This is a genomic window from Chitinimonas koreensis, from assembly GCF_014353015.1.
GTDB lineage: Bacteria > Pseudomonadota > Gammaproteobacteria > Burkholderiales > Chitinimonadaceae > Chitinimonas > Chitinimonas koreensis.
Genome location: NZ_CP060704.1, coordinates 4,981,123 through 5,004,105, shown reverse-complemented (window position 1 = coordinate 5,004,105; position 22,983 = coordinate 4,981,123). Strand labels below are relative to the sequence as shown.

General features: G+C 73.1%; 8 protein-coding genes. 2 read left to right on the top strand and 6 right to left on the bottom strand.

All coding sequences use genetic code 11. The features are described 5' to 3' along the window. Positions 1-13 precede the first annotated feature (13 nt). The 6 genes from H9L41_RS21100 to H9L41_RS21075 all read right to left on the bottom strand — a co-directional run bounded on the left by H9L41_RS21100 (position 14) and on the right by H9L41_RS21075 (position 20,373). Positions 14-10,249, bottom strand: a complete 10,236-nt coding sequence (locus tag H9L41_RS21100; RefSeq protein WP_187523575.1) for a non-ribosomal peptide synthetase — start codon at positions 10,247-10,249, stop codon at positions 14-16. Between the two features lie 129 nt (positions 10,250-10,378). After that, positions 10,379-15,619 (bottom strand): non-ribosomal peptide synthetase, encoded by a 5,241-nt coding sequence (locus tag H9L41_RS21095; protein ID WP_187523574.1) that lies wholly within the window; start codon positions 15,617-15,619, stop codon positions 10,379-10,381. A gap of 34 nt (positions 15,620-15,653) precedes the next feature. Continuing rightward, positions 15,654-16,619 carry a fatty acid desaturase family protein gene (locus tag H9L41_RS21090; protein ID WP_028447642.1) on the bottom strand — a complete coding sequence of 322 codons (966 nt, stop codon included), beginning with the start codon at positions 16,617-16,619 and terminating at the stop codon, positions 15,654-15,656. A gap of 31 nt (positions 16,620-16,650) precedes the next feature. Further along, positions 16,651-17,562 carry a sterol desaturase family protein gene (locus tag H9L41_RS21085; protein ID WP_028447641.1) on the bottom strand — a complete coding sequence of 304 codons (912 nt, stop codon included), beginning with the start codon at positions 17,560-17,562 and terminating at the stop codon, positions 16,651-16,653. 413 nt (positions 17,563-17,975) lie between these two features. After that, positions 17,976-18,269: a nuclear transport factor 2 family protein gene (locus tag H9L41_RS21080; protein WP_265583863.1), complete on the bottom strand. Its 294-nt coding sequence runs from the start codon at positions 18,267-18,269 to the stop codon at positions 17,976-17,978. Between the two features lie 316 nt (positions 18,270-18,585). After that, the gene (locus H9L41_RS21075; RefSeq protein ID WP_028447639.1) at positions 18,586-20,373 is read right to left on the bottom strand and encodes an ABC transporter transmembrane domain-containing protein; all 1,788 of its coding nucleotides are present in this window, start codon (positions 20,371-20,373) and stop codon (positions 18,586-18,588) included. 217 nt (positions 20,374-20,590) lie between these two features. On the opposite strand from H9L41_RS21075, the gene adhP reads away from it, so the two are divergent. Both adhP and H9L41_RS21065 read left to right on the top strand, forming a co-directional pair. Continuing rightward, the gene (adhP, locus tag H9L41_RS21070; RefSeq protein WP_028447638.1) at positions 20,591-21,613 is read left to right on the top strand and encodes an alcohol dehydrogenase AdhP; all 1,023 of its coding nucleotides are present in this window, start codon (positions 20,591-20,593) and stop codon (positions 21,611-21,613) included. Between the two features lie 43 nt (positions 21,614-21,656). After that, entirely contained in the window at positions 21,657-22,910 is a 1,254-nt protein-coding gene (locus H9L41_RS21065; RefSeq protein ID WP_034607922.1) for an MgtC/SapB family protein, read from the top strand. Positions 22,911-22,983: the final 73 nt, after the last annotated feature.

The following is a 22,983-nucleotide window of genomic DNA, read 5'->3' as shown; positions in this document are numbered from 1 at the left end:
CTCCAGTACGTGTTCAGGCTTGTTCCAAGGTCTTGTTCCGGTGTTCGGCCGCGCCGTCGAGCAGGCGGTGCAGCGCGGCGCCGGCGGCCAGCAACATGCCGTAGTGGTCGCCGGGCACCTCGGTCACGGTCAGGCCGCCGCGGCTCCAGCCGGCCCAGTCGCAGGCCGCGCGGGCACCGGCCGGTGCGTCGGCCGCGCGCAGCAAGGCCAGCGGCGCGTCGATCGCGGCGGCGGGCCGGTAGTCGCGCATCGCCTGCCGATGGGCGGCGAACACCGCCAGCCGCTGCCGCAGCAGCGCATCGCTCATCGTTTCGGGGATCAGGCCGGCGGCGCGGGCGGCGGCGATGGCGTGCGCATCGCGCTGCGGCTCGGCCAGCAGGCGTTCGATCCGGCCGGCGTCGAGCGGCAGCGGCTGGCCGCCGGTCAGCGCCAGGTCGGCCAGGTATTCGCCGAGCGGCCACTGCGGCGCCGGCTCGGCCGCCAGCTCGGCCGGCGAGGGCGCATCGAGCAGCGCCACCCATTCGACGGAACGGCCGCGTGCTTCGAGCTGCCGCGCCAGCTCGAAGGCGACCACGCCGCCCATCGACCAGCCGGCCAGCCGCACCGGGCCGTCCGGCTGCAGTTGCAGCAGCTCGCCGAGGTAGGCGGCCGCCATCGCGGCGACGGCCTCGTGCGGCGCGGCCTCGCCGTCGAGCCCGGCCGCCTGGAAGGCGACCACGCCGAGCGACTCGGGCAGCGCCTGCGCCAGCGCCAGGTAGGGGCCGACGCCGCCGCCGACCGGATGCAGCAGGAACAGCGGCGGCGCCGCGCCGTGGCGCAGCGTGACGGCATGGCGCGACGCGCCGCCGGCCGCCGTGGCGCGGGCGGCCAGCGCGGCCAGCGAGCGCGCCTCGAACAGGTCGCGCAGCGCCAGCCTCAGTCCGTTTTCGCGCCGCAGCCGCTCGACCATCTGTGCGGCCAGCAGCGAATGGCCGCCGAGCGCGAAGAAGTCGTCGTCGCGGCCGACGCGCGGCAGGCCGAGCAACTGCTGCCACAGCGCGGCGATGGCCCGTTCGGTTTCGCCCTCGGGCGCGCGCCAGGCCGGCGCGGCCACGGCGGCGGTGTCCGGCGCCGGCAGCGCCTTGCGGTCGACCTTGCCGTTCGGTGTCAGCGGCAGGTGGTCGAGCGCGCTGAATGCGGTCGGGATCATGTGCTCGGGCAGCGTGCGGCCCAGCAGTTCGCGCAGCTCGGCCGCCGCCGGCGCCTCGCCGTCGCAGACCAGGTAGGCGGCCAGGCGGTCGTCGCGTAGGGCGACGACCGCCTGGCGCACGCGCGGATGCTCGGTCAGTCGGCTCTCGATCTCGCCGAGCTCGATGCGGAAGCCGCGCAGCTTGACCTGCTGGTCGAGCCGGCCGAGATAGGCCAGTTCGCCGCCGGCCAGCCAGCGCACCGCGTCGCCGGTGCGGTAGAGCCGGCTGCCGGGCTCGCCCCACGGATCGGGCACGAAGCGCTCGGCGCTCAGGCCGGGCCGGCCCAGGTAGCCGCGCGCCAGGCCCGCGCCGCCGATGTGCAGCTCGCCGGCCACGCCGATCGGGCAGGGCTGGCCGTGCGGATCGAGCACGCGCAGCACGGTGTTGGCGATCGGCCGGCCGATCGGCGCCTCGTCGCCGTCGACGCGGCGGCAGGTCGACCAGATCGTGGTCTCGGTCGGGCCGTACATGTTCCAGAGTTCGCCGACCCGCGGCCGCAATGCCTGCAGCAGCGCGGCGGGCAGCGCCTCGCCGCCGCACAGCGCGCGCAGCTTCAGCGCGGCGGGCCAGCCGGCCGCCAGCATCAGCCAGAAGGTCGACGGCGTGGCTTGCATGACCGTGGCGCCGTGCGCCTGCGCCAGTTCGAGCAGGCGCCGGCCGTCGGCCGCCTCGGCGCGGTCGGCCAGCACGATGCGGCCGCCGACCGCCAGCGGCAGGTAGAGCTCGAGCGCGGCGATGTCGAACGACACCGAGGTGACCGCCAGCAGCGTGTCGGCGGCGGAGAGGCCGGGCCGCGCGGCCATCGCGGCGAGGAAGTTGACCACCGCGCGGTGGCCGACCTGCACGCCCTTGGGGCGGCCGGTCGAGCCGGAGGTGTAGATCACGTAGGCGGTGTGGTCGGCGCAGGCCGGCCGCGCGGCGGCGGCGGCGGCGGCGGCGGCGGCGGCGACGGGATGGTCGTCCGGCGCGTCGAGCAGCAGCAGCGGCACGGCCTCGCCGTCGAACAGCGCTGCGCTGCTTCGCTGCGCCAGCACTACCGCGCAGGCCGCGTCGCGCAGCATGTAGCGCAGCCGTTCGGCCGGGTAGGCCGGGTCCATCGGCACGTAGGCGGCGCCGGCCTTGAGCGTGCCGAGCAGCGCCGCGACCAGCTCGGCCGAGCGTTCGAGGCAGACGCCGACGCACACCTCGGGCCCGGCGCCGTGCGCGCGCAGCCGGGCGGCGATGGCGTCGGCGCGCGCGTCGAGCTCGTGGTAGCTCAGCGTTTCCGCGCCGCAGACCAGCGCGATCGCCTCGGGCGTGCGGCACGCCTGCGCCTCGAACAGCGTGTGCACGCAGGCCTGCGTATCGAAGGGCTGCGCGCTGTCGTTCCAGTCGACCAGCAGCTGCCGCAGCGCAGCCGCGTCGAGCAGCGGCAGCGTGTCGATGCAGCGGTCGGCCGCTTCGGTCGCCGTGCCGAGCAGCGTTTCGAACTGCTGCGCCATGCGCTCGACCGTGGCGCGCTCGAACAGGTCGGCGTTGAACTCCCAGCGCGCTGCGTAGCCGCCGCGCGCCGGCGTCATCTCCAGCGACAGTTCGAACTTGGCGCTGGCGGCTTCCAGGTGCAGCGGCCGGGCGGCCAGGCCGGCCAGTTCGAACTCTGGCAGCTCGGCATTCTGCAGCGTGAACATGGCCTGGAACAGCGGCGAGCGGCTCAGGTCGCGCGGCAGGTTCAGCGCCTCGACCACCTTCTCGAACGGCAGATCCTGGTGGGCGTAGGCGGCCAGCGTGGTGGCCTTGGTGCGGGCGACCAGTTCGGCGAAGCTCGGCGCGCCGGAGAGGTCGGTGCGCAGCGCCAGCGTATTGATGAAGAAGCCGATCAGCGGCTCGGTTTCGGCGCGGGTGCGGTTGGCGATCGGGCTGCCGATCACCAGGTCGCGCTGGTTGGCATGGCGGCCGAGCAAGAGGCCGAAGGCGGCCAGCAGGGTCATGAAGGGCGTGGCGCCGAGCTGGCGGCTCAGCGCATCGACGCGGGCCGAGAGGTCGGCGCCGAGTTCGCGCGTGAAGGCCATGCCGCGGAAGGTCTGCACCGCCGGACGCGGCCGGTCGGTCGGCAGTTCGAGCACGGCCGGTGCGCCGGCCAGGTGCGCGGTCCAGAAGGCGGTCTGGGCGGCCAGCGTGTCGCCGGCCAGGTGCCGGCGCTGCCAGGCGGCGTAGTCGGCGTACTGGATCGGCAGCGGCGCCAGCGGGCTCGGGTGATTGGCCGCGAAGGCGCCATACAGCGCCATCACCTCGCGCACCAGCACGCCGATCGACCAGGCGTCGCCGACGATGTGGTGCAGCGTGAGTAGCAATATGTGACGGTCGTCGGCCAGCCGCAGCAGGCGGGCGCGCAACAGCGGACCGGCGGCCAGGTCGAACGGCGTCATCGCCTCGCGCTCGGCCAGGGCCAATGCGGCGGCGTCGGAATCGACCGCTTCGACCACCAGCCGGCTCAGCGGCGCGGCATGCACCACGGCGACCGCGCGGCCGTCGGCGTCGTGCTCGAAGGTGGTCCGCAGCGCCTCGTGGCGTTCGATCACCTCGGCGATGCTGCGCGCCAGCGCCTCGACGTGCAGCGCGCCGTCGAGCCGCAGCGCGATCGGGATGTTGTAGGCGGCGCTGCCCGGCTCGAGCTGGTCGAGGAAGCACAGCCGCTCCTGGGCGAAGGAGGCGGCCTTGCGGCCCGGGCCGGCGGGTCCGGCCGGAATCGCGGCGTCGGCCGCAGCATGGCCGAGCCGGCCGGCCAGTTGGGCGATGGTGGGCGCCTCGAACAGCAGGCGCAGCGGCAGCTCGACCGCCAGCTCGCGGCGGATGCGCGAGACCACCTGGGTGGCCAGCAGCGAGTGGCCGCCGAGTTCGAAGAAATCGTCGTGGATGCCGACGCGCGCCAGGTTCAGCACCTCGGCCCAGATCCGTGCCAGTGCCGCCTCGGTCGCGCCGGTCGGTGCGACGTAGTCGATGCCGAGGTCGGCTTCTTCCAGCAGCGGCAGCGCCTTGCGGTCGACCTTGCCGCTCGGCGTCTGCGGCAGCGTGGGCAGCACCACCACCGCGCTCGGCACCATGTAGTCGGGCAGCCGCTGCGCCAGCGATTCGCGCACCGCGCGCGGATCGAGCGCGGCGCCGGGCTTGGCCACCACGTAGCCGAACAGCTTCTTCAGTCCGCGCTGGTCCTCGCGCACGGTGGCCGAGGCGGCGGCGACCGCGTCGACGGTCACCAGCGCCTGCTCGACTTCGGCCAGCTCGATGCGGAAGCCGCGGATCTTCACCTGGTGGTCGGCGCGGCCGAGGAACTCGATGTCGCCGCCCGGCAGGTAGCGCGCCACGTCGCCGGTCTTGTACATGCGGCTGCCCGGCGCACAGCCGGTTTGATTGCCGCAGAAGGGATCGGGCACGAAGCGGTCGGCGGTCAGGTCGGCGCGCTGCCAGTAGACGCGCGCCAGGTTGTCGCCGGCGATGTAGAGGTCGCCGCGCACGCCGACCGGCACCGGCTCGAAGTGGCGGTCGAGCACGTACATCCGGGTGTTGAACATCGGCTTGCCGATCGGCGGCAGCCGCGGCCAGTCGCCGGGCTCGCCGTCGAGCCGGTAGCCGGTGACGAAATGGCTCTCGGTCGGGCCGTACTGGTTGTGCAGCAGCGCACCGGGCAGCTTGCGGTACAGCGCCACCACCTCGTCGGTGATCTGCAATTGCTCGCCGCCGCAGACGATCTCGCGCAGCGAGGGCAGGGCGTCCAGCTCGGCGGCGGCGTCGGCGATGCCCTGCAGCGCGACGAAGGGGATGAACAGCCGGGCGACGCGCTCGCGCTGCACCAGGTCGAGCAGTTGCACCGGGTCCCGCCTTGTCTCCTCGCTCACCATCACCAGCGTGCCGCCGGCGGCCCAGGTCGAGAACAGCTCGTCGAAGCTCACGTCGAAGCTCAGCGGCGAGAACTGCAGCGTGCGCGCCCCGAGTGGCAGCGCCGACTCGGTCAACTGCCATTGCACCAGGTTGCTCAGCATGCGGTGCGGCAGCGCCACGCCCTTGGGCTGGCCGGTCGAACCCGAGGTGTAGATCACGTAGCACAGCGCTTCGAGCCCGAGCGGCCGGGCCAGCACGGGCGCCTCGCTGCTTTCGCTCCAGGCCTCGGCGCAGTCGTCCATGCAGATGAAGTGGGCGTCGCAGTCGCCGACCCGCTCGCGCAGCGCGCGGTGGGTGACGATCACCGGCGCGCGCGCGTCGCGCGCCATGAAGCGCAGCCGCTCGGCCGGGTAGGCCGGGTCCATCGGCACGCAGGCGGCGCCGGCCTTGAGCACGCCGAGCACCGCCACCGCCACGTCGAGCGAGCGCTGCAGGCACAGGCCGACCAGCGAGTGCGGCGTCACGCCGAAGCGGCGCAGGTAGTGGGCGAACTGGTTCGCGCGGCGGTCGAGCTCGGCGTAGCTCAGCGCGGCCTCGCCATCGAGCGCGGCCAGCGCCGTGGGCATGCGCTGCACGGTCTCGCCGAACAGTTCGTGCGCCAGCAGCGGCCGGTAGGGCATGGCGGTGGCGTTCCAGTGTTCGACGATCTCGCGCCGCGCAGCCGCGTCGAGCAGCGGCAGGCGGTCGGCGGCCGTCGCGGGCGCCGCGCAGGCGGCCGCCAGCAGCGTCTCGAACTGGCCGGCCATGCGCACGATGGTCGCCGCGTCGTAGAGGTCGGTATTGAATTCCCAGCGCGCGCGGTAGCCGGCGGCGGTCGGCAGCAGCACCAGCATCAGGTCGAACTTGGCGATCGCGGCTTCGAGCGGCACCAGGCCGGCGGTCAGGCCAGCCAGTTCGAAGTCCGGCAGATCGGTGTTCTGCAGCGAGAACATGGCCTGGAACAGCGGCGAGCGGCTCAGGTCGCGCGGCAGGTTCAGCGCCTCGACCACCTTCTCGAACGGCAGGTCCTGGTGGGCGTAGGCGGCCAGCGTGGTGGCCTTGGTGCGGGCGACCAGTTCGGCGAAGCTCGGCGCGCCGGAGAGGTCGGTGCGCAGCGCCAGCGTATTGATGAAGAAGCCGATCAGCGGCTCGGTCTCGGCGCGGGTGCGGTTGGCGATCGGGCTGCCGATCACCAGGTCGCGCTGGTTGGCATGGCGGCCGAGCAAGAGGCCGAAGGCGGCCAGCAGGGTCATGAAGGGCGTGGCGCCGAGCTGGCGGCTCAGCGCGTCGACGCGGGCCGAGAGGTCGGCGCCGAGTTCGCGCGTGAAGGCCATGCCGCGGAAGGTCTGCACCGCCGGACGCGGCCGGTCGGTCGGCAGTTCGAGCACGGCCGGTGCGCCGGCCAGGTGCGCGGTCCAGAAGGCGGTCTGGGCGGCCAGCGTGTCGCCGGCCAGGTGCCGGCGCTGCCAGGCGGCGTAGTCGGCGTACTGGATCGGCAGCGGCGCCAGCGGGCTTGGGTGATTGGCCGCGAAGGCGCCATACAGCGCCATCACCTCGCGCACCAGCACGCCGATCGACCAGGCGTCGCCGACGATGTGGTGCAGCGTGAGCAGTAGCAGGTGACGGTCGTCGGCCAGCCGCAGCAGGCGGGCGCGCAGCAGCGGACCGGCGGCCAGGTCGAACGGCGTCATCGCCTCGCGCTCGGCCAGGGCCAGCGCGGCGGCTTCGGAATCGACCGCTTCGACCACCAGCCGGCTCAGCGGCGCGGCATGCACGACGGCGACCGCGCGGCCGTCGGCGTCGTGCTCGAAGGTGGTCCGCAGCGCCCCGTGGCGTTCGATCACCTCGGCGATGCTGCGGGCCAGCGCCTCGACGTGCAGCGCGCCGTCGAGCCGCAGCGCGATCGGGATGTTGTAGGCGGCGCTGCCCGGCTCGAGCTGGTCGAGGAAGCACAGCCGCTCCTGGGCGAAGGAGGCGGCCTTGCGGCCCGGGCCGGCGGGTCCGGCCGGAATCGCGGCGTCGGCCGCGGCATGGCCGAGCCGGCCGGCCAGTTGGGCGATGGTGGGCGCCTCGAACAGCAGGCGGAGCGGCAGCTCGACCGTCAGCTCGCGGCGGATGCGCGAGACCACCTGGGTGGCCAGCAGCGAATGGCCGCCGAGCGCGAAGAAGTCGTCGTGAATGCCGACGCGCGGCCGTTGCAGCACCTCGGCCCAGATCTGCGCGAGCGCGATCTCGGTCGGTGTGCTGGCTGCGACGTATTCGGCCGCCGCGACGCCGCAGCCGTCCGGCGCCGGCAGCGCCTTGCGGTCGGTCTTGCCGTTGGGGTTCAGCGGCAGCGCGTCGAGCGTCACCCAGGCCGTCGGCACCATGTAGGCCGGCAGCTCGGCCAGCAGGTGGGCGCGCAGCTCGGCCGGCGTGGCGTCGCCGGCGACGTAGCCGACCAGCTGCGGCTCGCCGCCGTCCTCGCGCAGCAGCACGGCCGCCTCGCGCACCCGTTCGCAGCGCAGCAGCGCGCCCTCGATCTCGCCGAGTTCGATGCGCAGGCCGCGCAGCTTGACCTGGTGGTCGATGCGGCCGAGGAACAGCAGCGTGCCGTCGGCCTGGTAGCGGCCGAGGTCGCCGGTGCGGTACATGCGCGAGCCCGGCGCGCCGAACGGATCGGGCACGAAGCGTTCGGCGGTCAGGCCCGGCCGGTTCAGGTAGCCGCGGGCGACGCCCAGGCCGGCGATATGGATCTCGCCGGCCACGCCGACCGGTACCGGGTTCTGCTCGGCATCGAGCACGTAGATGCGCACGTTGGGCAGCGGCCGGCCCAAGGGCGGTGCGACGGCGCCGTCGGACGGCGGCTGCACGTGGCAGATCGCCACGTCGGCGCACTCGGTCGGGCCGTAGGAATTGACCAGGGTGACGTCGTTCGACGCCAGCAGCTCGGCCAGCGCGGCGTCGATCGGCTCGCCGCCGAGCATCACGCTGCGCAGCGAGGCCGGCAGCGGCTGGCCGGCGACGAAGGCGCGGAAGGCCGACGGCGCGCAGTTGATGCGGGTCGGCCGCTGCTCGGCCAGCGCCTGGCGGAAGGCGTCGGCATCGGCGGTGGCGCCCGGCGGGACGATCAGGGTGCCGCCGGCCAGCCAGGTGCCGAGCAGGTTCTTCTGGGTCAGGTCGAAGCTCGGCGAGCTGGCCAGCAGCACGCGCTCGGCATCGTTTTCGGCGTACCAGAGCGCCAGGTTGACGAAGCCGGCGTGGGTATTGATCGCGCCCTTGGGCGTGCCGGTCGAGCCCGAGGTGTAGATGCAGTAGGCCAGGTGCTGCGGCGTGGTCAGCGAGACCGGGTTGTCGGCCGATCGCTGGGCGATGACCGGCCAATCGCGATCGAGACAGAGCGTCTGTGGATGGGCCGGCAACTGCTCGGCCAGCGCGACCTGGGTCAGCAGCACCGGCGCGGCGGTGTCGGCCAGCATCCAGGCCAGCCGCTGGGCCGGGTAGTCGGGGTCGAGCGGCACGTAGGCGGCGCCGGCCTTGAGGATGCCGAGGATGCCGACGGCCAGGTCGAGGCTGCGCTCGACGCACAGCGCGACCAGGCTGTCGGGCCGCACGCCGAGGCCACGCAGGTGGTGGGCGAGCTGGTTGGCGCGTGTGTTGAGCGCGGCATAGCTCAGCTGCTGCGCGCCGCAGGCCACGGCGATCGCCTCGGGGCTGCGGGCGGCCTGGGCTTCGAACAGCTCGTGGATGCAGCACGACGGCCGCGCGGCGGCGTTGTCGTTCCAGCCGTCGAGCATCCGCGTGCGTTCGGCGGCGTCGAGCAGCGGCAGCGCGCCGACGGTGGCGTGCGGATCGGCGGCGATCGCTTCGAGCAGGGTACGGAAGTGGCCGGCCAGCCGCTCGACGGTCGCGGCATCGAACAGCGCGGTGGCGTATTCGAAGGCGCCGCACAGGCTGCCGCCGCGTACCGTCATCTCCAGCGACAGGTCGAACTTGGCGCCATGACAGGGCTTGGGCAGCACTTCGGCGGCGAGGCCGGGCAGGTCGAGCGCGGCGGCCTGGTCGGCGTCGTAGAAGGCGAACAGCACCTGGAACAGCGGCGAGTGGTTCAGCGTGCGCTCGGGCCGCAGCTCTTCGACCAGCTTCTCGAACGGCAGGTCCTGGTGGGCGTCGGCCTCGAGCAGCGCCGTGCGCACCTGGGCCAGCAGCGCGGCGAACGGCCGGGCCGGGTCGATCTGGCTGCGCAGCACCAGGGTGTTGACGAAGAAGCCGATCAATCCTTCGAGCTCGGCCTGGCCGCGGCCGGCCACCGGGTAGCCGATGCACAGGTCGCGCTGGCCGCTGTAGCGCTGCAGCAGCACCTGGAAGGCGGCGGCCAGCAGCATGAAAGGCGTGGCGCCGAGCGTGCGGCCGAGCCCGCGCAGGCGTTCGCTCAGGGCCGGACCGAGGTCGAACTGGACCGCCGCGCCGTGCTGCGCGCGCACGGCCGGCCGCGGCCGGTCGGTCGGCAGCGCCAGCAGCGGTGGCGCGCCGGCCAGCGTGCGGCGCCAGTGATCGAGCTGCCCGGCCAGCACTTCGCCTTGCAGCCAGCCGCGCTGCCATTCGGCGAAGTCGGCGTACTGGATCGGCAATTCGTCGAACTGCGGCGTCCGGCCGGCCGCGAAGGCGCGGTAGGCGGCGCCGAGCTCGCCCAGCAGCACGCCCATCGACCAGCCGTCCGACACGATGTGGTGCAGCGTCAGCAGCAGCACGTGGTCGTCGGCGCCGAGCCGCAGCAGCGTGGCGCGCAGCAGCGGGCCGGCGGCCAGGTCGAACGGGCGCTGCGCCTCGTCGTGCACGTACTGCCGCATGCGCGCTTCGGCATCGCCTGTGCCCGCCAGGTCGATCAGCGGCAGGGCGCGCGGCGCGGGCGCGGCGATGCGCTGCACCGGCTGGTCGCCGTCGACGGCGAAGGTGGTGCGCAGCGTCTCGTGCCGCGCCACGACCGCGTCGAGCCCGCATGCGAGCGCCGCGGCATCGAGCGGGCCGCGCAGGCGGCAGGCGGCCGGGATGTTGTACAGCGCGCTGCCGGGCTCGTACTGGTCGAGGAACCACAGCCTTTGCTGGGCGAACGAGGTGCTGAACTGGTCGGTGTCGTGCGGGGCCATGCGGGTTCCAATGCGGGGACTGCGGTATGAGTGCGGGACTGCTGTATGAAAAACCTGCGCCAACCCCTCTCCCGTGGGGGGGGGGCTAAAAGCGGTGGAGCGTTGGATCGCGACTTATGCGTAGGCCTCTCAAGCGACCGGCACGCTGTTGCGCCGTGCCAGTTTCGGAATCGCCGGCGCGGCCGGTTTCGCTGCCTGGGCGTCGAGCCGTGCGGCGAGCTGGGCGATGGTCGGCGCCTCGAAGAACAGCCGCACCGGCGCGGAAGCCGCGACGCCGGCGAACTGCGCGCGCACCCGCGCGACCACCTGCATCGCCAGCAGCGAATGACCGCCGAGCGCGAAGAAGTCGTCGTGGATACCGACACGCGGCCGTTGCAGCACCTCGGCCCAGATCTGCGCGAGCGCGATCTCGGTCGGCGTGCTGGCTGCGACGTATTCGGCCGTCGCGACGCCGCAGCCGTCCGGCGCCGGCAGCGCCTTGCGGTCGGTCTTGCCGTTGGGGTTCAGCGGCAGCGCGTCGAGCCGCACCCATGCGCTCGGCACCATGTAGGCCGGCAGCTCGGCCAGCAGGTGGGCGCGCAGCTCGGCCGGCGTGGCGTCGCCGGCGACATAGCCGACCAGCTGCGGCTCGCCGCCGTCCTCGCGCAGCAGCACGGCCGCCTCGCGCACCCGTTCGCAGCGCAGCAGCGCGCCCTCGATCTCGCCGAGTTCGATGCGCAGGCCGCGCAGCTTGACCTGGTGGTCGATGCGGCCGAGGAACAGCAGCGTGCCGTCGGCCTGGTAGCGGCCGAGGTCGCCGGTGCGGTACATGCGCGAGCCCGGCGCGCCGAACGGATCGGGCACGAAGCGTTCGGCGGTCAGGCCCGGCCGGTTCAGGTAGCCGCGGGCGACGCCCAGGCCGGCGATATGGATCTCGCCGGCCACGCCGACCGGTACCGGGTTCTGCTCGGCATCGAGCACGTAGATGCGCACGTTGGGCAGCGGTTTGCCCAAGGGCGGCGCGACGGCGCCGTCGGACGGCAGCTGCGCGTGGCAGATCGCCACGTCGGCGCACTCGGTCGGGCCGTAGGAATTGACCAGGGTGACGTCGTTCGACGCCAGCAGCTCGGCCAGCGCGGCGTCGATCGGCTCGCCGCCGAGCATCACGCTGCGCAGCGAGGCAGGCAGCGGCTGGCCGGCGACGAAGGCGCGGAAGGCCGACGGCGCGCAGTTGATGCGGGTCGGCCGCTGCTCGGCCAGGGCCTGGCGGAAGGCGTCGGCATCGGCGGTGGCGCCGGGCGGGACGATCAGGGTGCCGCCGGCCAGCCAGGTGCCGAGCAGGTTCTTCTGGGTCAGGTCGAAGCTCGGCGAGCTGGCCAGCAGCACGCGCTCGGCGTCATGTCCGGCATACCAGAGCGCCAGGTTGACGAAGCCGGCGTGGGTATTGATCGCGCCCTTGGGCGTGCCGGTCGAGCCCGAGGTGTAGATGCAGTAGGCCAGGTGCTGCGGCGTGGTCAGCGAGGCCGGGTTATCGGTCGATTGCCGGGCGATCTCGTCCCAGTCGCGATCGAGGCAGAGCGTCCGCGGATGCGGCGGCAAGCGTTCGGCCAGCGCAGCCTGGGTCAGCAGCACCGGCGCGGCGGTATCGGCCAGCATCCAGGCCAGCCGCTGGGCCGGGTAGTCGGGGTCGAGCGGCACGTAGGCGGCGCCGGCCTTGAGGATGCCGAGGATGCCGACGGCGAGGTCGAGGCTGCGCTCGACGCACAGCGCGACCAGGCTGTCGGGCCGCACGCCGAGGCCGCGCAGGTGGTGGGCGAGCTGGTTGGCGCGCGCGTTGAGCGCGGCATAGCTCAGCTGCCGCGCGCCGCAGGCCACGGCGATCGCCTCGGGGCTGCGGGCGGCCTGGGCTTCGAACAGCTCGTGGATGCAGCACGACGGCCGCGCGGCCGCGTTGTCGTTCCAGCCGTCGAGCATCCGCGAGCGTTCGGCGGCGTCGAGCAGCGGCAGCGCGCCGACGGTGGCGTGCGGATCGGCGGCGATCGCTTCGAGCAGGGTACGGAAGTGGCCGGCCAGCCGCTCGATGGTCGCGGCATCGAACAGCGCGGTGGCGTATTCGTAGCTCAGCGCCAGCCCGTCGCCGGATCGCCCGTCGCCGCCGCCGTCGTGGATTTCCAGCTTCAGGTCGAAGGCGGCATGGCGGACGCTGGCCGGATGGCGGCCGGCCACCCGCAGCGCCTGTTCGTCCTGCCACTGCGGCGGCTGCGCCAGTTCGCTGTGGAAGTTCAGCACCACCTGCAGGTAGGGCGTATGGCTGCGGTCGCGCTGTGGCGCGGCATGCTCGAGGATCAGCTCGAACGGCAACTGGCGCTCGTAGTGCTCGAGCAGGCCCCGGGCGGTATCGGCCAGCAGCGCGGGGAAGGCGGTCGCGCCGCCGAGCCGGGCCCGCAGCGGCACCACGTTGACGAAGTTGCCGATCAGCCGCTCGGTGCCGGCTGGCCGGTTGGCCGACAGGATGCCGAGGCAGAAATCGTCCTGGCCGCCGAGCCGGTGCAGCAGCGCCGCCATCGCGGCGGTCAGCACCATGAACAGCGTGGCGCCGCGGTCGCGGCCCAGCGCCGCCAGCCGCTCGACCAGCGCGCGCGGCAGCCGGTCGGGCCAGGCCGCGCCGGCCTGGTCGGGATCGGCCTGGCGCGGCCGGTCGGTCGGCAGCGCCAGCAGGGTCGGCGCGCCGGCCAGCGCCTCGCGCCACCAGGCCAGCCGCTGGTCGAGCCAGTCGCCGCGCAGATGTTGCGCCTCCCATTGCACGTAGTCGGCGTAGTCGATCGCCAGCGGCGCCAGCCCGGCCGGCCGGCCGTCGCGCGCGGCGGCGTAGAGCGCGGCCAGCTCGTCCAGCAGCGGCCCGGTCGAGCCGCCGTCGTAGACGATGTGGTGCAGCGTGAGCAGCAGCACCTGCCGGTCGGCGGCCTGCCGCAGCAGCGTGGCGCGCAGCAGCGGACCGGCGGCGAGGTCGAAGCCGCGCTGCGCCTCGGCGGCGATCTCGGCCTCGGCGGCGCGGGCGGGGTCGGCCAGCTGGCCGAGTTCGACCACCCGCAGCGGGATGGTCAGGTTCGGCAGCACGACCTGCTGCGGCTGGCCGCCGTCGGCCTGGAATACCGTGCGCAGCGGCGCATGGCGCGCCACCAGCGCGTCGAGCGCACGCTGCAGCGCCGCGGCGTCGACCGCGCCGGCCAGCGTCAGCGCCAGCGGGATCGCGTAGAACGGGTTGTTCGGCTGGTACTGGTCGAGGAACCAGAAGCGCTGCTGGGCATGGCACAGCGGCAGCCGCGCGCCGTGCTCGCCGTGGACGATCGGCGGCAGGGCGGGCATGGCGCCGCCTTGCGCCGCATCGATCGCCTGCGCCAGCCCGGCCACGGTCGGCGCCGCGAACAGCGTGCCCAGCGGCAATTCGAAACCGAAGGCCTCGCGCAGGCGGCCGACCAGCTGCACCGCCAGCAGCGAATGGCCGCCGAGGCGGAAGAAATCGTCGTGCACCGAGAGGTCGTCGCGGCCGAAGGCGGCCTGCCAGGCGGCCAGCAGCGTGCGTTCGGTCGGCGTGGCCGGCTTGCGCGGCGCCTGCCCGGCATCGGCCGGCCGGTCGGCGCGCCGCCAAGCCCAGACCGGCTCGAGCGCGCCGGCGGCGAACAGCTCGCGGCAGCGGCCGCGCTGGATCTTGCCGCTCGAGGTGCGCGGCACCTGGCCGGCGCGCACCAGCAGCACGGCGGCCAGGTCGGCCAGCTCGTGACGCTCGGCCAACTCGGCGCGGATGCGGGCGACCAGGCCGTCGAGCCGAGGCTGCCGGCGCCGTTCGAGCTCCTGCACGATCACCAGGCCGGCGTGCTCGCCGTCCTCGACCGCGAAGGCGGCGCAGCCGTCGCTGCGGAAGGCCGCATCGAGCGCCTCGATGCCGATCTCGACGTCCTGCGGGTAGACGTTGCGGCCGTTGAAGATCATCACTTCCTTGCTGCGGCCGGTGACGTAGAGCCCGTCGGCGTCGAGGAAACCGAGGTCGCCGGTGCGCAGCCAGCGGCCGTCGCGGCCGGCCAGCACGGCGCGGAAGGTCTGCTCGCTCTCCTCCGGCCGGCCCCAGTAGCCCTGCGCCACCGAGGCGCCCTGCAGCCAGATCTCGCCGACGCGGCCCGCGGCCAGCTCGGCGCCGCTGGCCGGGTCGACGATGGCGACGCGGTGGTCGACGGTGCAGGCCGCGCCGGTCAGCACCACCTCGGCGCCGGTTTCGCCCTCGGCCGGCTCGGCGCGGCCCTCGGCCAGCGCGGCGGCGTCGAGCCGGCGCGTGCGCGGCGTGGCGCCGGCCGGCGTGGCCAGGTTGGCCGAGGCCATCAGCACGCTTTCGGCCATGCCGTAGGAGGGCGTCATGCTGTGCGGCGCCAGACCGCAGCCAGCGAAGGCGGCGGCGAAGCACTGCAGCGTGCCGGCGCGGATGCGCTCGGCGCCGTTGACGGTGACCGCCAGGCTGGACAGGTCGAGCGCCGCCTTCTCGGCCTCGGACACGCGTTCCACGCACAGCTGGTAGGCGAAGTTGGGCGCGCCGGTGATGCGGGCGCGGTAGCGGTCGATCAGCCGCAGCCAGCGGTAGGGCCGCATCAGGAAGGTGGCCGGCGGGAACTGCACGCAGTGGCCGCCGACCCAGACCGGGATCACGATCGCGCCGATCAGGCCGAAATCGTGGTGCGGCGGCAGCCAGGACACGAACACGTCGCGCTCGGCGATGCGGTAGGCCTGCCGGCTCAGCTCGGCGTTGGCCAGCAGGTTGGCGTGGCTGACCATCACGCCCTTGGGCGCGCCGGTCGAGCCCGAGGTGTATTGCAGGAACACGATGTCGGCGGCTTGGGTCGGCGGCGGCGTCCAGTCCTCCGCCGTCGCCGAATCGTCGCCGTCGTCGCTGGCGATCCAGCGCAGTCGCAGCAACGGGTCGTCGCCGCCCTCGCCGCCGCGCATGGCGGGCAGCCGGGCCAGCAGCTCGGCCCGCGTCAGCGCCAGCGTCGGCGCCGCGTCCGCCGCCATCAGCCGCAGCCGCGGCAGCGTGCGCGCATTGCTCGGCGAGACCGTCGGTACCGCGATCACGCCGGCGTAGACACAGGCATAGAAGGCCACCACGTAGTCGAGGCAGGGCGGGTAGACCAGCAGCACGCGGTCGCCCGGCCGGGTGTGGCGCTGCAGCCGGGCGGCCAGCGTGCGCGCCGCGGCGTCGAGGCCGGCGTAGTCGAGCGCGCCGCTGACGTGCTCGCCGTCGTCGAGGTAGCTGAAGGCCGGCGCGTCGGCGTAGCCCGAGTCGGCCGAGGCGCGGTGGCGCACGACGTCGAGCAGCGTGGTCAGGGGCGGGTGGGGCAGGGACATGGCGATGCTTACCGGGAAGTCACGTTCGGGGGAGTCAGGCCGGGCCGCCCTGGGCGGCGGCCTCGCGGCGCACGCGCTCGGCCAGCCGGGCCGAGAACGCCGGGTAGACGATGGGCAGGTTGATGTAGTGCGTGAACGGCACGGTGCGGCGGTCGGCCGGCAGCTCGCGGCGCAGCCGCGGCAGTTCGAGCCAGTGCGCGCCGGGCCGGTAGTGGTGTTCCTGGTGGTAGCCGAGGTTGAAGGTCAGCAGGTTGTAGAGCCGGCCGTAGCTGCTGACCGAGTCGCGCTTCGGGTCGAACGGATCGCTGGCGCCCCAGTGCTGCAGGAAGTTCTCGGCCAGCCGCACGGTGTCGATCACGTAGGCGGTCGGCACGAAATAGAACAGGAAGAAGCGCCAGTCGATCGCGCACAGCAGCAGGCGGAAGCCGATCCAGGCCGCCAGGTCGAGCTTGGCCTCGCGCAGTTTGTGCGGCGCCTTGATCTTCTCGAAGATGCGCGTCGCCACCTCGATCTCCTTGGGCGCGGCGAAGGCGGCGATCTGCTCGGGCGTGCGGCGCTTGAGCAGGTAGAGCAGCACCAGGTACTTGAGCCCGAGCGACTCGACCACGTACTGGGCGAAGGCCAGCAGCTGCACGTGCAGCGGCCGGTTCAGGCCGAGGATGTCGAGGATCGAGGCCTCGTTCCACGAGCGGTGGGTGGCGTGGTGCACGCCGTGGCCGATGTTGTACGGCGTCTTGGGCGAGGCGGTCATCGAGAAGCCCATGCGCGTCAGCGTGTTGAGCCAGCGGAAGCGGAAGAACGGGGTGTGGAAGTGGTTGTGGTTGGCGCCGGCGTTCTGCAGCGAGATGGCGAACAGGACGGGGAACAGCGCCAGCAGCGCCCAGGCCGGCAGCTCGCGGTAGGCGAAGGCCAGCCAGACGAAGAAGCCGAGGTGCAGCGGGATCACGGCGAAGTTCAGCGCGTCCCAGCGCGAGTATTTGAAGAGCCGACTCGTGGTCATGCGATCGATCCTGGAAGGGTTGAGGGCGCCGTCAGGACGGCTGGCGCCGCCGCGGGCGCGGCAGCAGGCCGCGCAGGAAGCGCAGGTAGTGGTCGAGCAGGGCGGTCCACTGCGGCCGGCCGCCGTCGTCGTCGGCCAGGCCCAGCCGCAGGCCGGCCAGCGCGGCCGGGTCGGGCTGGCGGTGGCTGCCGAAGCAGATGTCCCAGAACTGGAAAGTGGTGGCGTAGTTGCTGCCGAAATGCGCTTCGTCGCGCGAGTGGTGGACGTGGTGCGAGGCCGGCGAGGCGAGGATGTAGCGGCCGAGCCAGCCCCAGTCGCCGGTCAGCCGCGAATGCTTGAGGCAGGTGTGGGCGATCGAGGCGCCCATCAGCGCCAGCAGGTAGAGCTTGGGCACCGGCAGCCAGGCCAGCGTGGCGGCGAACGCCACGGTGTAGAGCGCGGCTTCGAGCGGATGGAAGCGGAAGCGCGTCAGCACCGTCATCTCGCCGGCGCTATGGTGGTAGGCGTGCAGCGCCCACAGCGCCGGCACGGTGTGCGACCAGCGGTGCAGCCAGTAGAGCAGGAAGTCGTAGATGACGAACCAGGCCAGCGCGACCGCCAGCGGCGGGCCGGCGTCGGCCGGCTGGAGCGCGGCCCAGTGCTGCAGCGCTTGCCGGGCCGCCTCGGGCAGGCCCAGCAGCGCGAGCTGGCTCAGCGGCCAGCCGAGGCCCAGGCCGAGCAGCAGGAAAGTCCATAGGTCGTTGCGCACGCTGCCGCTGTCGCCGCGCAGCAGCGCGCGCAGCGACGAGCGCGGCCAGCCCAGGCAGGCGCATTCGAACAGCAGGATGGCGGCGGCCAGCGCGGCCGAGCCGAGGAAATCCTCGAGCGTGGCCGGCAAGGCGGCGAGATAGGCCGCGACCAGGCCGTTCCAGGCCGCGGCGATGAGGCCGAGCGGGTCTTGCATCACGCAAGCCCTCGCGCCGCGACGGCATGCGACGCGGCATCGGCGGCGCGCAGGGCGTGCGCGGCACCGGCATTGTGGTTGCCCATGGGTTTCCTCCCCGTGTGCTCGATGCTGCCTGCATCTTGTTGTCGGTCGCCGGTCGGGTTCGGACCCGCCGGCGCCGCCGCATCGTTCGCCCGTTGCGCGATCGATGCGGATGTTCATTCAGCACGGATTTGCGATGTAGGCGATCCGCCGGCGGGACTTGGCGCCCGTTGCGGCGGATCGTTCAGGTTCGGTCTGTGGTCGCTGTCGACTCCGTCGTGGTGATTGGATCGGCCGGCGCGCCGCTCAGCGCGCGGCGTCGAGCGTCTTGGCGCCGAACACGAAGGAGGCGGTCTTGATCCTGCCGTCGACCACCTGGTAGATCGCGGTCAGCTCGATGCGGCCGGGCCTTCGCCAGGGAAGGTGCGCACCACGTCCTCGTAGTCGATCACCATGTTGCCCATCACCGTGCGCTGGCGCAGATGGGCATGCAGATTGGGTTCGGCGAAGCGGCTGCGCGCGCGTTCGCGGATGGCGTCGATGCCGTCGGCCAGCAGCGTGGCCGGGTATTCGAACTGTTGCGCGTCGGGCGCGTAGGTGGCCAGCCAGCCGTCGAGGTCGTGCGCGTTGTAGGCGTCGAGCTGGCGCTGGATCACGGATTCCGGTCGGAGCGTATCGGTCATGGTCGTTCGATGAGGTTGGGGTCGTGAAAACCAACCGACCGCGAGTGGCCGGATGCGGCAGGGCTGCGCGAGGCATTCCGTTCTGGTGCGGATTCGTGGGGCCTGCGTCGCCGTGGGGTAGGGCGGTGAGGCCGCGGCGCGGTGGATCGCCGGGGCCCGACATCGCCTTTGCGCAGGCTGTGCTGCACTGCGCAATACTGATGTCATCGGCGAATTTAAGTGACCGGCTCGAGGCGTGTCAAATGACTAAAGTGCATGAAATTAACGATGCTTATGGCATTGATCGATATGCGGCCGATGCCGGTCCGGCGCCGTTTCAGGCCTCGCTGAACTGCAGCGAGGCCAGCTTGGCGTAGAGGCCGTCGGCGGCGACCAGCTCGGCATGGCTGCCCTGCTCGACCAGCCTGCCGCGATCGAGCACCAGGATGCGTTTGGCATGCTGCACCGTGGCCAGCCGGTGGGCGATCACCAGCGTGGTGCGGCCGGCCATCAGCGCGTCGAGCGCGGCCTGCACCATGCGTTCGCTCTGCGCGTCGAGCGCGCTGGTGGCCTCGTCGAGCAGCAGCAGCGGCGGGTTCTTCAGCATGGCGCGGGCGATCGCGATGCGCTGGCGCTGGCCGCCGCTCAGCCGTACGCCGCGCTCGCCAAGCTCGGTGTGGTAGCCGTCCGGCAGTGCCATGACGAAGTCATGGGCGAAGGCGGCGCGCGCGGCGTCCTCGACCTCGGCCGCGCTGGCCTCGGGCCGGCCGTAGCGGATGTTGTCGAACACGCTGCCGGAGAACAGCACCGCCTCCTGCGGCACCACGCCGATGCGCGCGCGCAGCTCCTCGAGCCGCAGCTCGCGTACCGGCACGCCGTCGAGCAGCAGCGCGCCCTGCTGCGGATCGTAGAAGCGCTGCAGCAGCTGGAACACGGTGGTCTTGCCGGCGCCGCTCGGGCCGACCAGGGCGACGGTCTCGCCGGGCTCGACCTCGAACGACAGCTGCTGCAGCGCCGGCGTGCCGGGCCGCGACGGGTAGGCGAAGCCGACCGCGTCGAGCCGCACGCGGCAACCGCCGTGGCTGTCGGGCGCGCGGGCCGCCGGCGAGGGCGAGACGATGGCGGGCTCGGTGTGCAGCAGCTCGACCAGCCGCTCGGTCGCGCCGGCCGCGCGCAAGAGGTCGCCGTAGACCTCGCTGAGCACCGCCGAGGCGCCGGCCAGCATGATCACGTAGACCACGGTCTGGCCGAGCTGGCCGGCGCTCATGCCGCCGCCGATCACCGCCTGGGCGCCCTGGTACAGCATCCACAGCAGCAGCGCCGAGGTGGCGATGGTGATGAAGCCGACCAGCGCCGAGCGCGAGGCGGTGCGCCGCACGGCGGTATGGAAGGCGTGCTCGGTCGAATCGGCGAAGCGGCGCGTTTCGCGCGGCTCGGCGGTGTAGCTCTGCACCACCGCGATCGCGTTGAGCACCTCGCCGGCGATCGCGCTCGAATCGGCGATGCGGTCCTGGCTGGCGCGCGACAGCCGCCGCACGCGCCGGCCGATCCAGACCGAGGGGACGACCACCAGGGCGAGGCCGGCCAGCACCAGCAGCATCATGCGCGGGTTGGTCCACACCAGCATCGCCAGCGCGCCGGCGCCCATGATCAGGTTGCGCAGACCCATCGACAGCGAGGTGCCGATCACGGTCTGCACCAGCGTGGTATCGGTGGTGAGCCGGCTCAGCACCTCGCCGGTCTGGGTGGTCTCGAAGAAGGCCGGGCTCTGCTTGAGGATGTGGCCGTAGAGCGCGTTGCGCAGGTCGGCGGTGATGCGCTCGCCGAGCCAGGTGACCAGGAAATAGCGCACCGCCGTGAACACGCCCATCGCCACGGTGACCGCGAACAGCATGAGGAAGTGGCCGCGCAGCGCGACCAGCCGCTCGCCGTGGCTGCCGCCGTCGCCGCTCAGCAGCCCCTGGTCGAGCAGGCCGCGCAGCGCGACCGGCAGCACCAGCGTCGCCGCGGCGGCCAGCAGCAGGAACAGCAGCGCCAGCGCGATGCGGGCGCGGTAGGGCCGCATATAGGGCAGCAGTCCGGCCAGTGCGGCGGGACGTCCGGGGGCGGGGGTTGCGGTTGCCATGTACGGGCCCGTTGTCGATGGAAGCGAGGCGCGCAATATAGCAGCAGGGCTGTGGGTCGAGCCGGGCGGCGGCGTCCGCGAGGGTTTCCCCGGCGGTCGGGCCGCGCCGGCCGCCGGCGCCCATCCTTGACTTCGATCAAGCCCTGCGCTGCCCGGAAGCCTAGATTGGCCGTCACGGCGACCGGTACGGGACCGGGCATTCCCAGGAGCAGGGACCATGAGCGAAAAAATGAAGGCGGCGGTCGTCCGCGAGTTCGGCAAGCCCTTGTCGATCGAGGAGGTCGACGTCCCCGAGGTACCGGCCGGCCAGGTGCTGGTGAAGGTGATGGCTTCCGGCGTCTGCCACACCGATCTGCACGCGGCCGACGGCGACTGGCCGGTCAAGCCGGCCTTGCCCTTCATTCCCGGCCACGAAGGCGCCGGCTACGTGGCCCGCGTCGGCGCCGGCGTCACCACGCTCAAGGAAGGCGACCGCGTCGGCGTGCCCTGGCTGCACACCGCCTGCGGCCACTGCGAGCACTGCATCACCGGCTGGGAGACGCTGTGCGACCACCAGCAGATGACCGGCTATTCGGTCAACGGCGGCTATGCCGAGTACGTGCTGGCCGATCCGGGCTACGTCGGCCACCTGCCGGCCAGCCTGGGCTTCGCCGCGGCCGCACCGGTGCTGTGCGCGGGCGTGACCGTCTACAAGGGTCTCAAGGTGCTCGACTGCAAGCCGGGCGACTGGGTGGCGATCTCCGGCATCGGCGGCCTGGGCCACATGGCGGTGCAGTACGCCCGCGCCATGGGCTTCCACGTCGCGGCGGTCGACGTCAGCGAGGACAAGCTGGCGCTGGCGCGCGCGCTGGGCGCCGACCTCGCGATCAATGCCAGCGCCACCGATCCGGCCGAGGTGCTGCAGCGCGAGCTGCGCGGCGTGCACGGTGCCCTGGTGACCGCCGTCTCGCGGCCGGCCTTCGCCCAGGCGCTGGCCATGCTGCACAAGCGCGGCACCATGTCGCTGGTCGGCCTGCCGCCGGGCAGCTTCGACCTGCCGATCTTCGACGTGGTGCTCAACGCCAAGACCGTGCGCGGCTCCATCGTCGGCACCCGCAAGGACCTGGAGGAGGCGCTGGCCTTCGCCGGCGAGGGCAAGGTGCAGGCGCACTACAGCACCGACCGGCTGGACCATATCAACGACATCTTCGCCCGCATGAAGGCCGGCCATATCGACGGCCGCGTGGTGCTGGAACTCTAGCCCGCCGGCGCTGCCGCAACCGCCGCGTTCGCCGCCCCTGCCCATGTCGCTTCCCTCGCCCGAACCGCACATCCTGGCCGCCTTCGCCACCAGCCTGGCCCTGGGCCTGCTGATCGGCCTGGAGCGCGAGCGCAGTCCCGCCGCGCTGGCCGGGCTGCGCACCTTCGCCCTGGTCGCGCTGCTGGGCACGGTCTGCGGCCTGCTGGCGCAGGCGCTGGGCAGCAGCTGGATCGTGGCGGCCGGCATGCTGTGCGCGGCGCTGGCCATCGTCGCCGCCTACCTGGCGCGGCCGGCCGCCGACGGCGATCCCGGCACCACCACCGAGGTCGCGCTGGTGCTGTGCTATGCGCTGGGCGTGCTGTGCTGGCTGGGCCAGCTCGAGCTGGCCACCATGCTCGGCATCACCGTGACCCTGCTGCTGCATTTCAAGGCCGAGCTGGCCGGGCTGGCGCGCCGGCTGGAGCCGGAAGAGCTGCGCTCGATGCTGCAGTTCGCGGTGCTCAGCCTGGTGGTCCTGCCGCTGCTGCCCGACCGCGACTACGGCCCCTACGCCGCGTTCAACCCGTATCGGACCTGGCTGCTGGTGGTGCTGATCTCCGGCGTCGGGCTGGTCGGCTACCTGGCGCTGCGCCTGTTCGGCCAGCAGGCCGGCACCCGTGTCGCCGGCCTCTTGGGCGGCCTGGTGTCGAGCACCGCGACCACGCTGCTGTACGCGCGCCTGGCCGGCCGCAAGGAGGCGCCGCTCCGGCCGGCCGCGCGGGTGACCGTGCTGGCCAACCTGGTGGTGCCGCTCCGGCTGGCGCTGATCGCCGCGGTGACGGCGCCCGCGCTGGCCGGCCCGCTGGCGGCCGTGCTCGGCTGCGGCGCGCTGGCCGGACTCCTGTCGGCCCTGCCGCTCTTGCGCGGGCCGGTCGAGCCGGTCCATCCCCCCGCCGCGGGCAACCCGGTTGAGCTGCCGGCCGCGCTCGGCTTCGCGGCGTTCTACGGCGCGGTCCTGCTGGCGGTGGCCTGGCTGACCGACCGCGCCGGCCAGGGCGGGCTCTACCTGGCCGCCCTGATCTCGGGCACCACCGACGTGGATGCCGTCACGCTGTCCGGCCTGCGCATGCACGCACTGGGCCGGCAGTCCGCCGACGCGGTGCTGGCCGCGGTGGTGCTGGCGCTGGCGGCCAATACCGCGGCCAAGCTGGCGATCGCCTTCGTTCTCGGCGGCGGCGGCTTCGGCCGGCGCGTGGCCGGGCCGCTGGCGGCGACGGTCGCCGGCTGCGCGGCGGCGCTGTGGTGGCGCTCGGCCTGAGCCAGATCAAGAAACGCGGCACGGCGCCGCGCTATGGTCGGGCTGGTCCGCCATCCCGCCAGGAGCCCCACCC

Excerpts from the sequence above, each read along its gene's own strand:
- H9L41_RS21100 (WP_187523575.1), bottom strand. The coding sequence starts at position 10,249 with ATGGCCCCGCACGACACCGACCAGTTCAGCACCTCGTTCGCCCAGCAA.
- H9L41_RS21095 (WP_187523574.1), bottom strand. The coding sequence starts at position 15,619 with ATGTCCCTGCCCCACCCGCCCCTGACCACGCTGCTCGACGTCGTGCGC.
- H9L41_RS21090 (WP_028447642.1), bottom strand. The coding sequence starts at position 16,619 with ATGACCACGAGTCGGCTCTTCAAATACTCGCGCTGGGACGCGCTGAAC.
- H9L41_RS21085 (WP_028447641.1), bottom strand. The coding sequence starts at position 17,562 with ATGCAAGACCCGCTCGGCCTCATCGCCGCGGCCTGGAACGGCCTGGTC.
- H9L41_RS21080 (WP_265583863.1), bottom strand. The coding sequence starts at position 18,269 with ATGACCGATACGCTCCGACCGGAATCCGTGATCCAGCGCCAGCTCGAC.
- H9L41_RS21075 (WP_028447639.1), bottom strand. The coding sequence starts at position 20,373 with ATGGCAACCGCAACCCCCGCCCCCGGACGTCCCGCCGCACTGGCCGGA.
- adhP (WP_028447638.1), top strand. The coding sequence starts at position 20,591 with ATGAGCGAAAAAATGAAGGCGGCGGTCGTCCGCGAGTTCGGCAAGCCC.
- H9L41_RS21065 (WP_034607922.1), top strand. The coding sequence starts at position 21,657 with ATGTCGCTTCCCTCGCCCGAACCGCACATCCTGGCCGCCTTCGCCACC.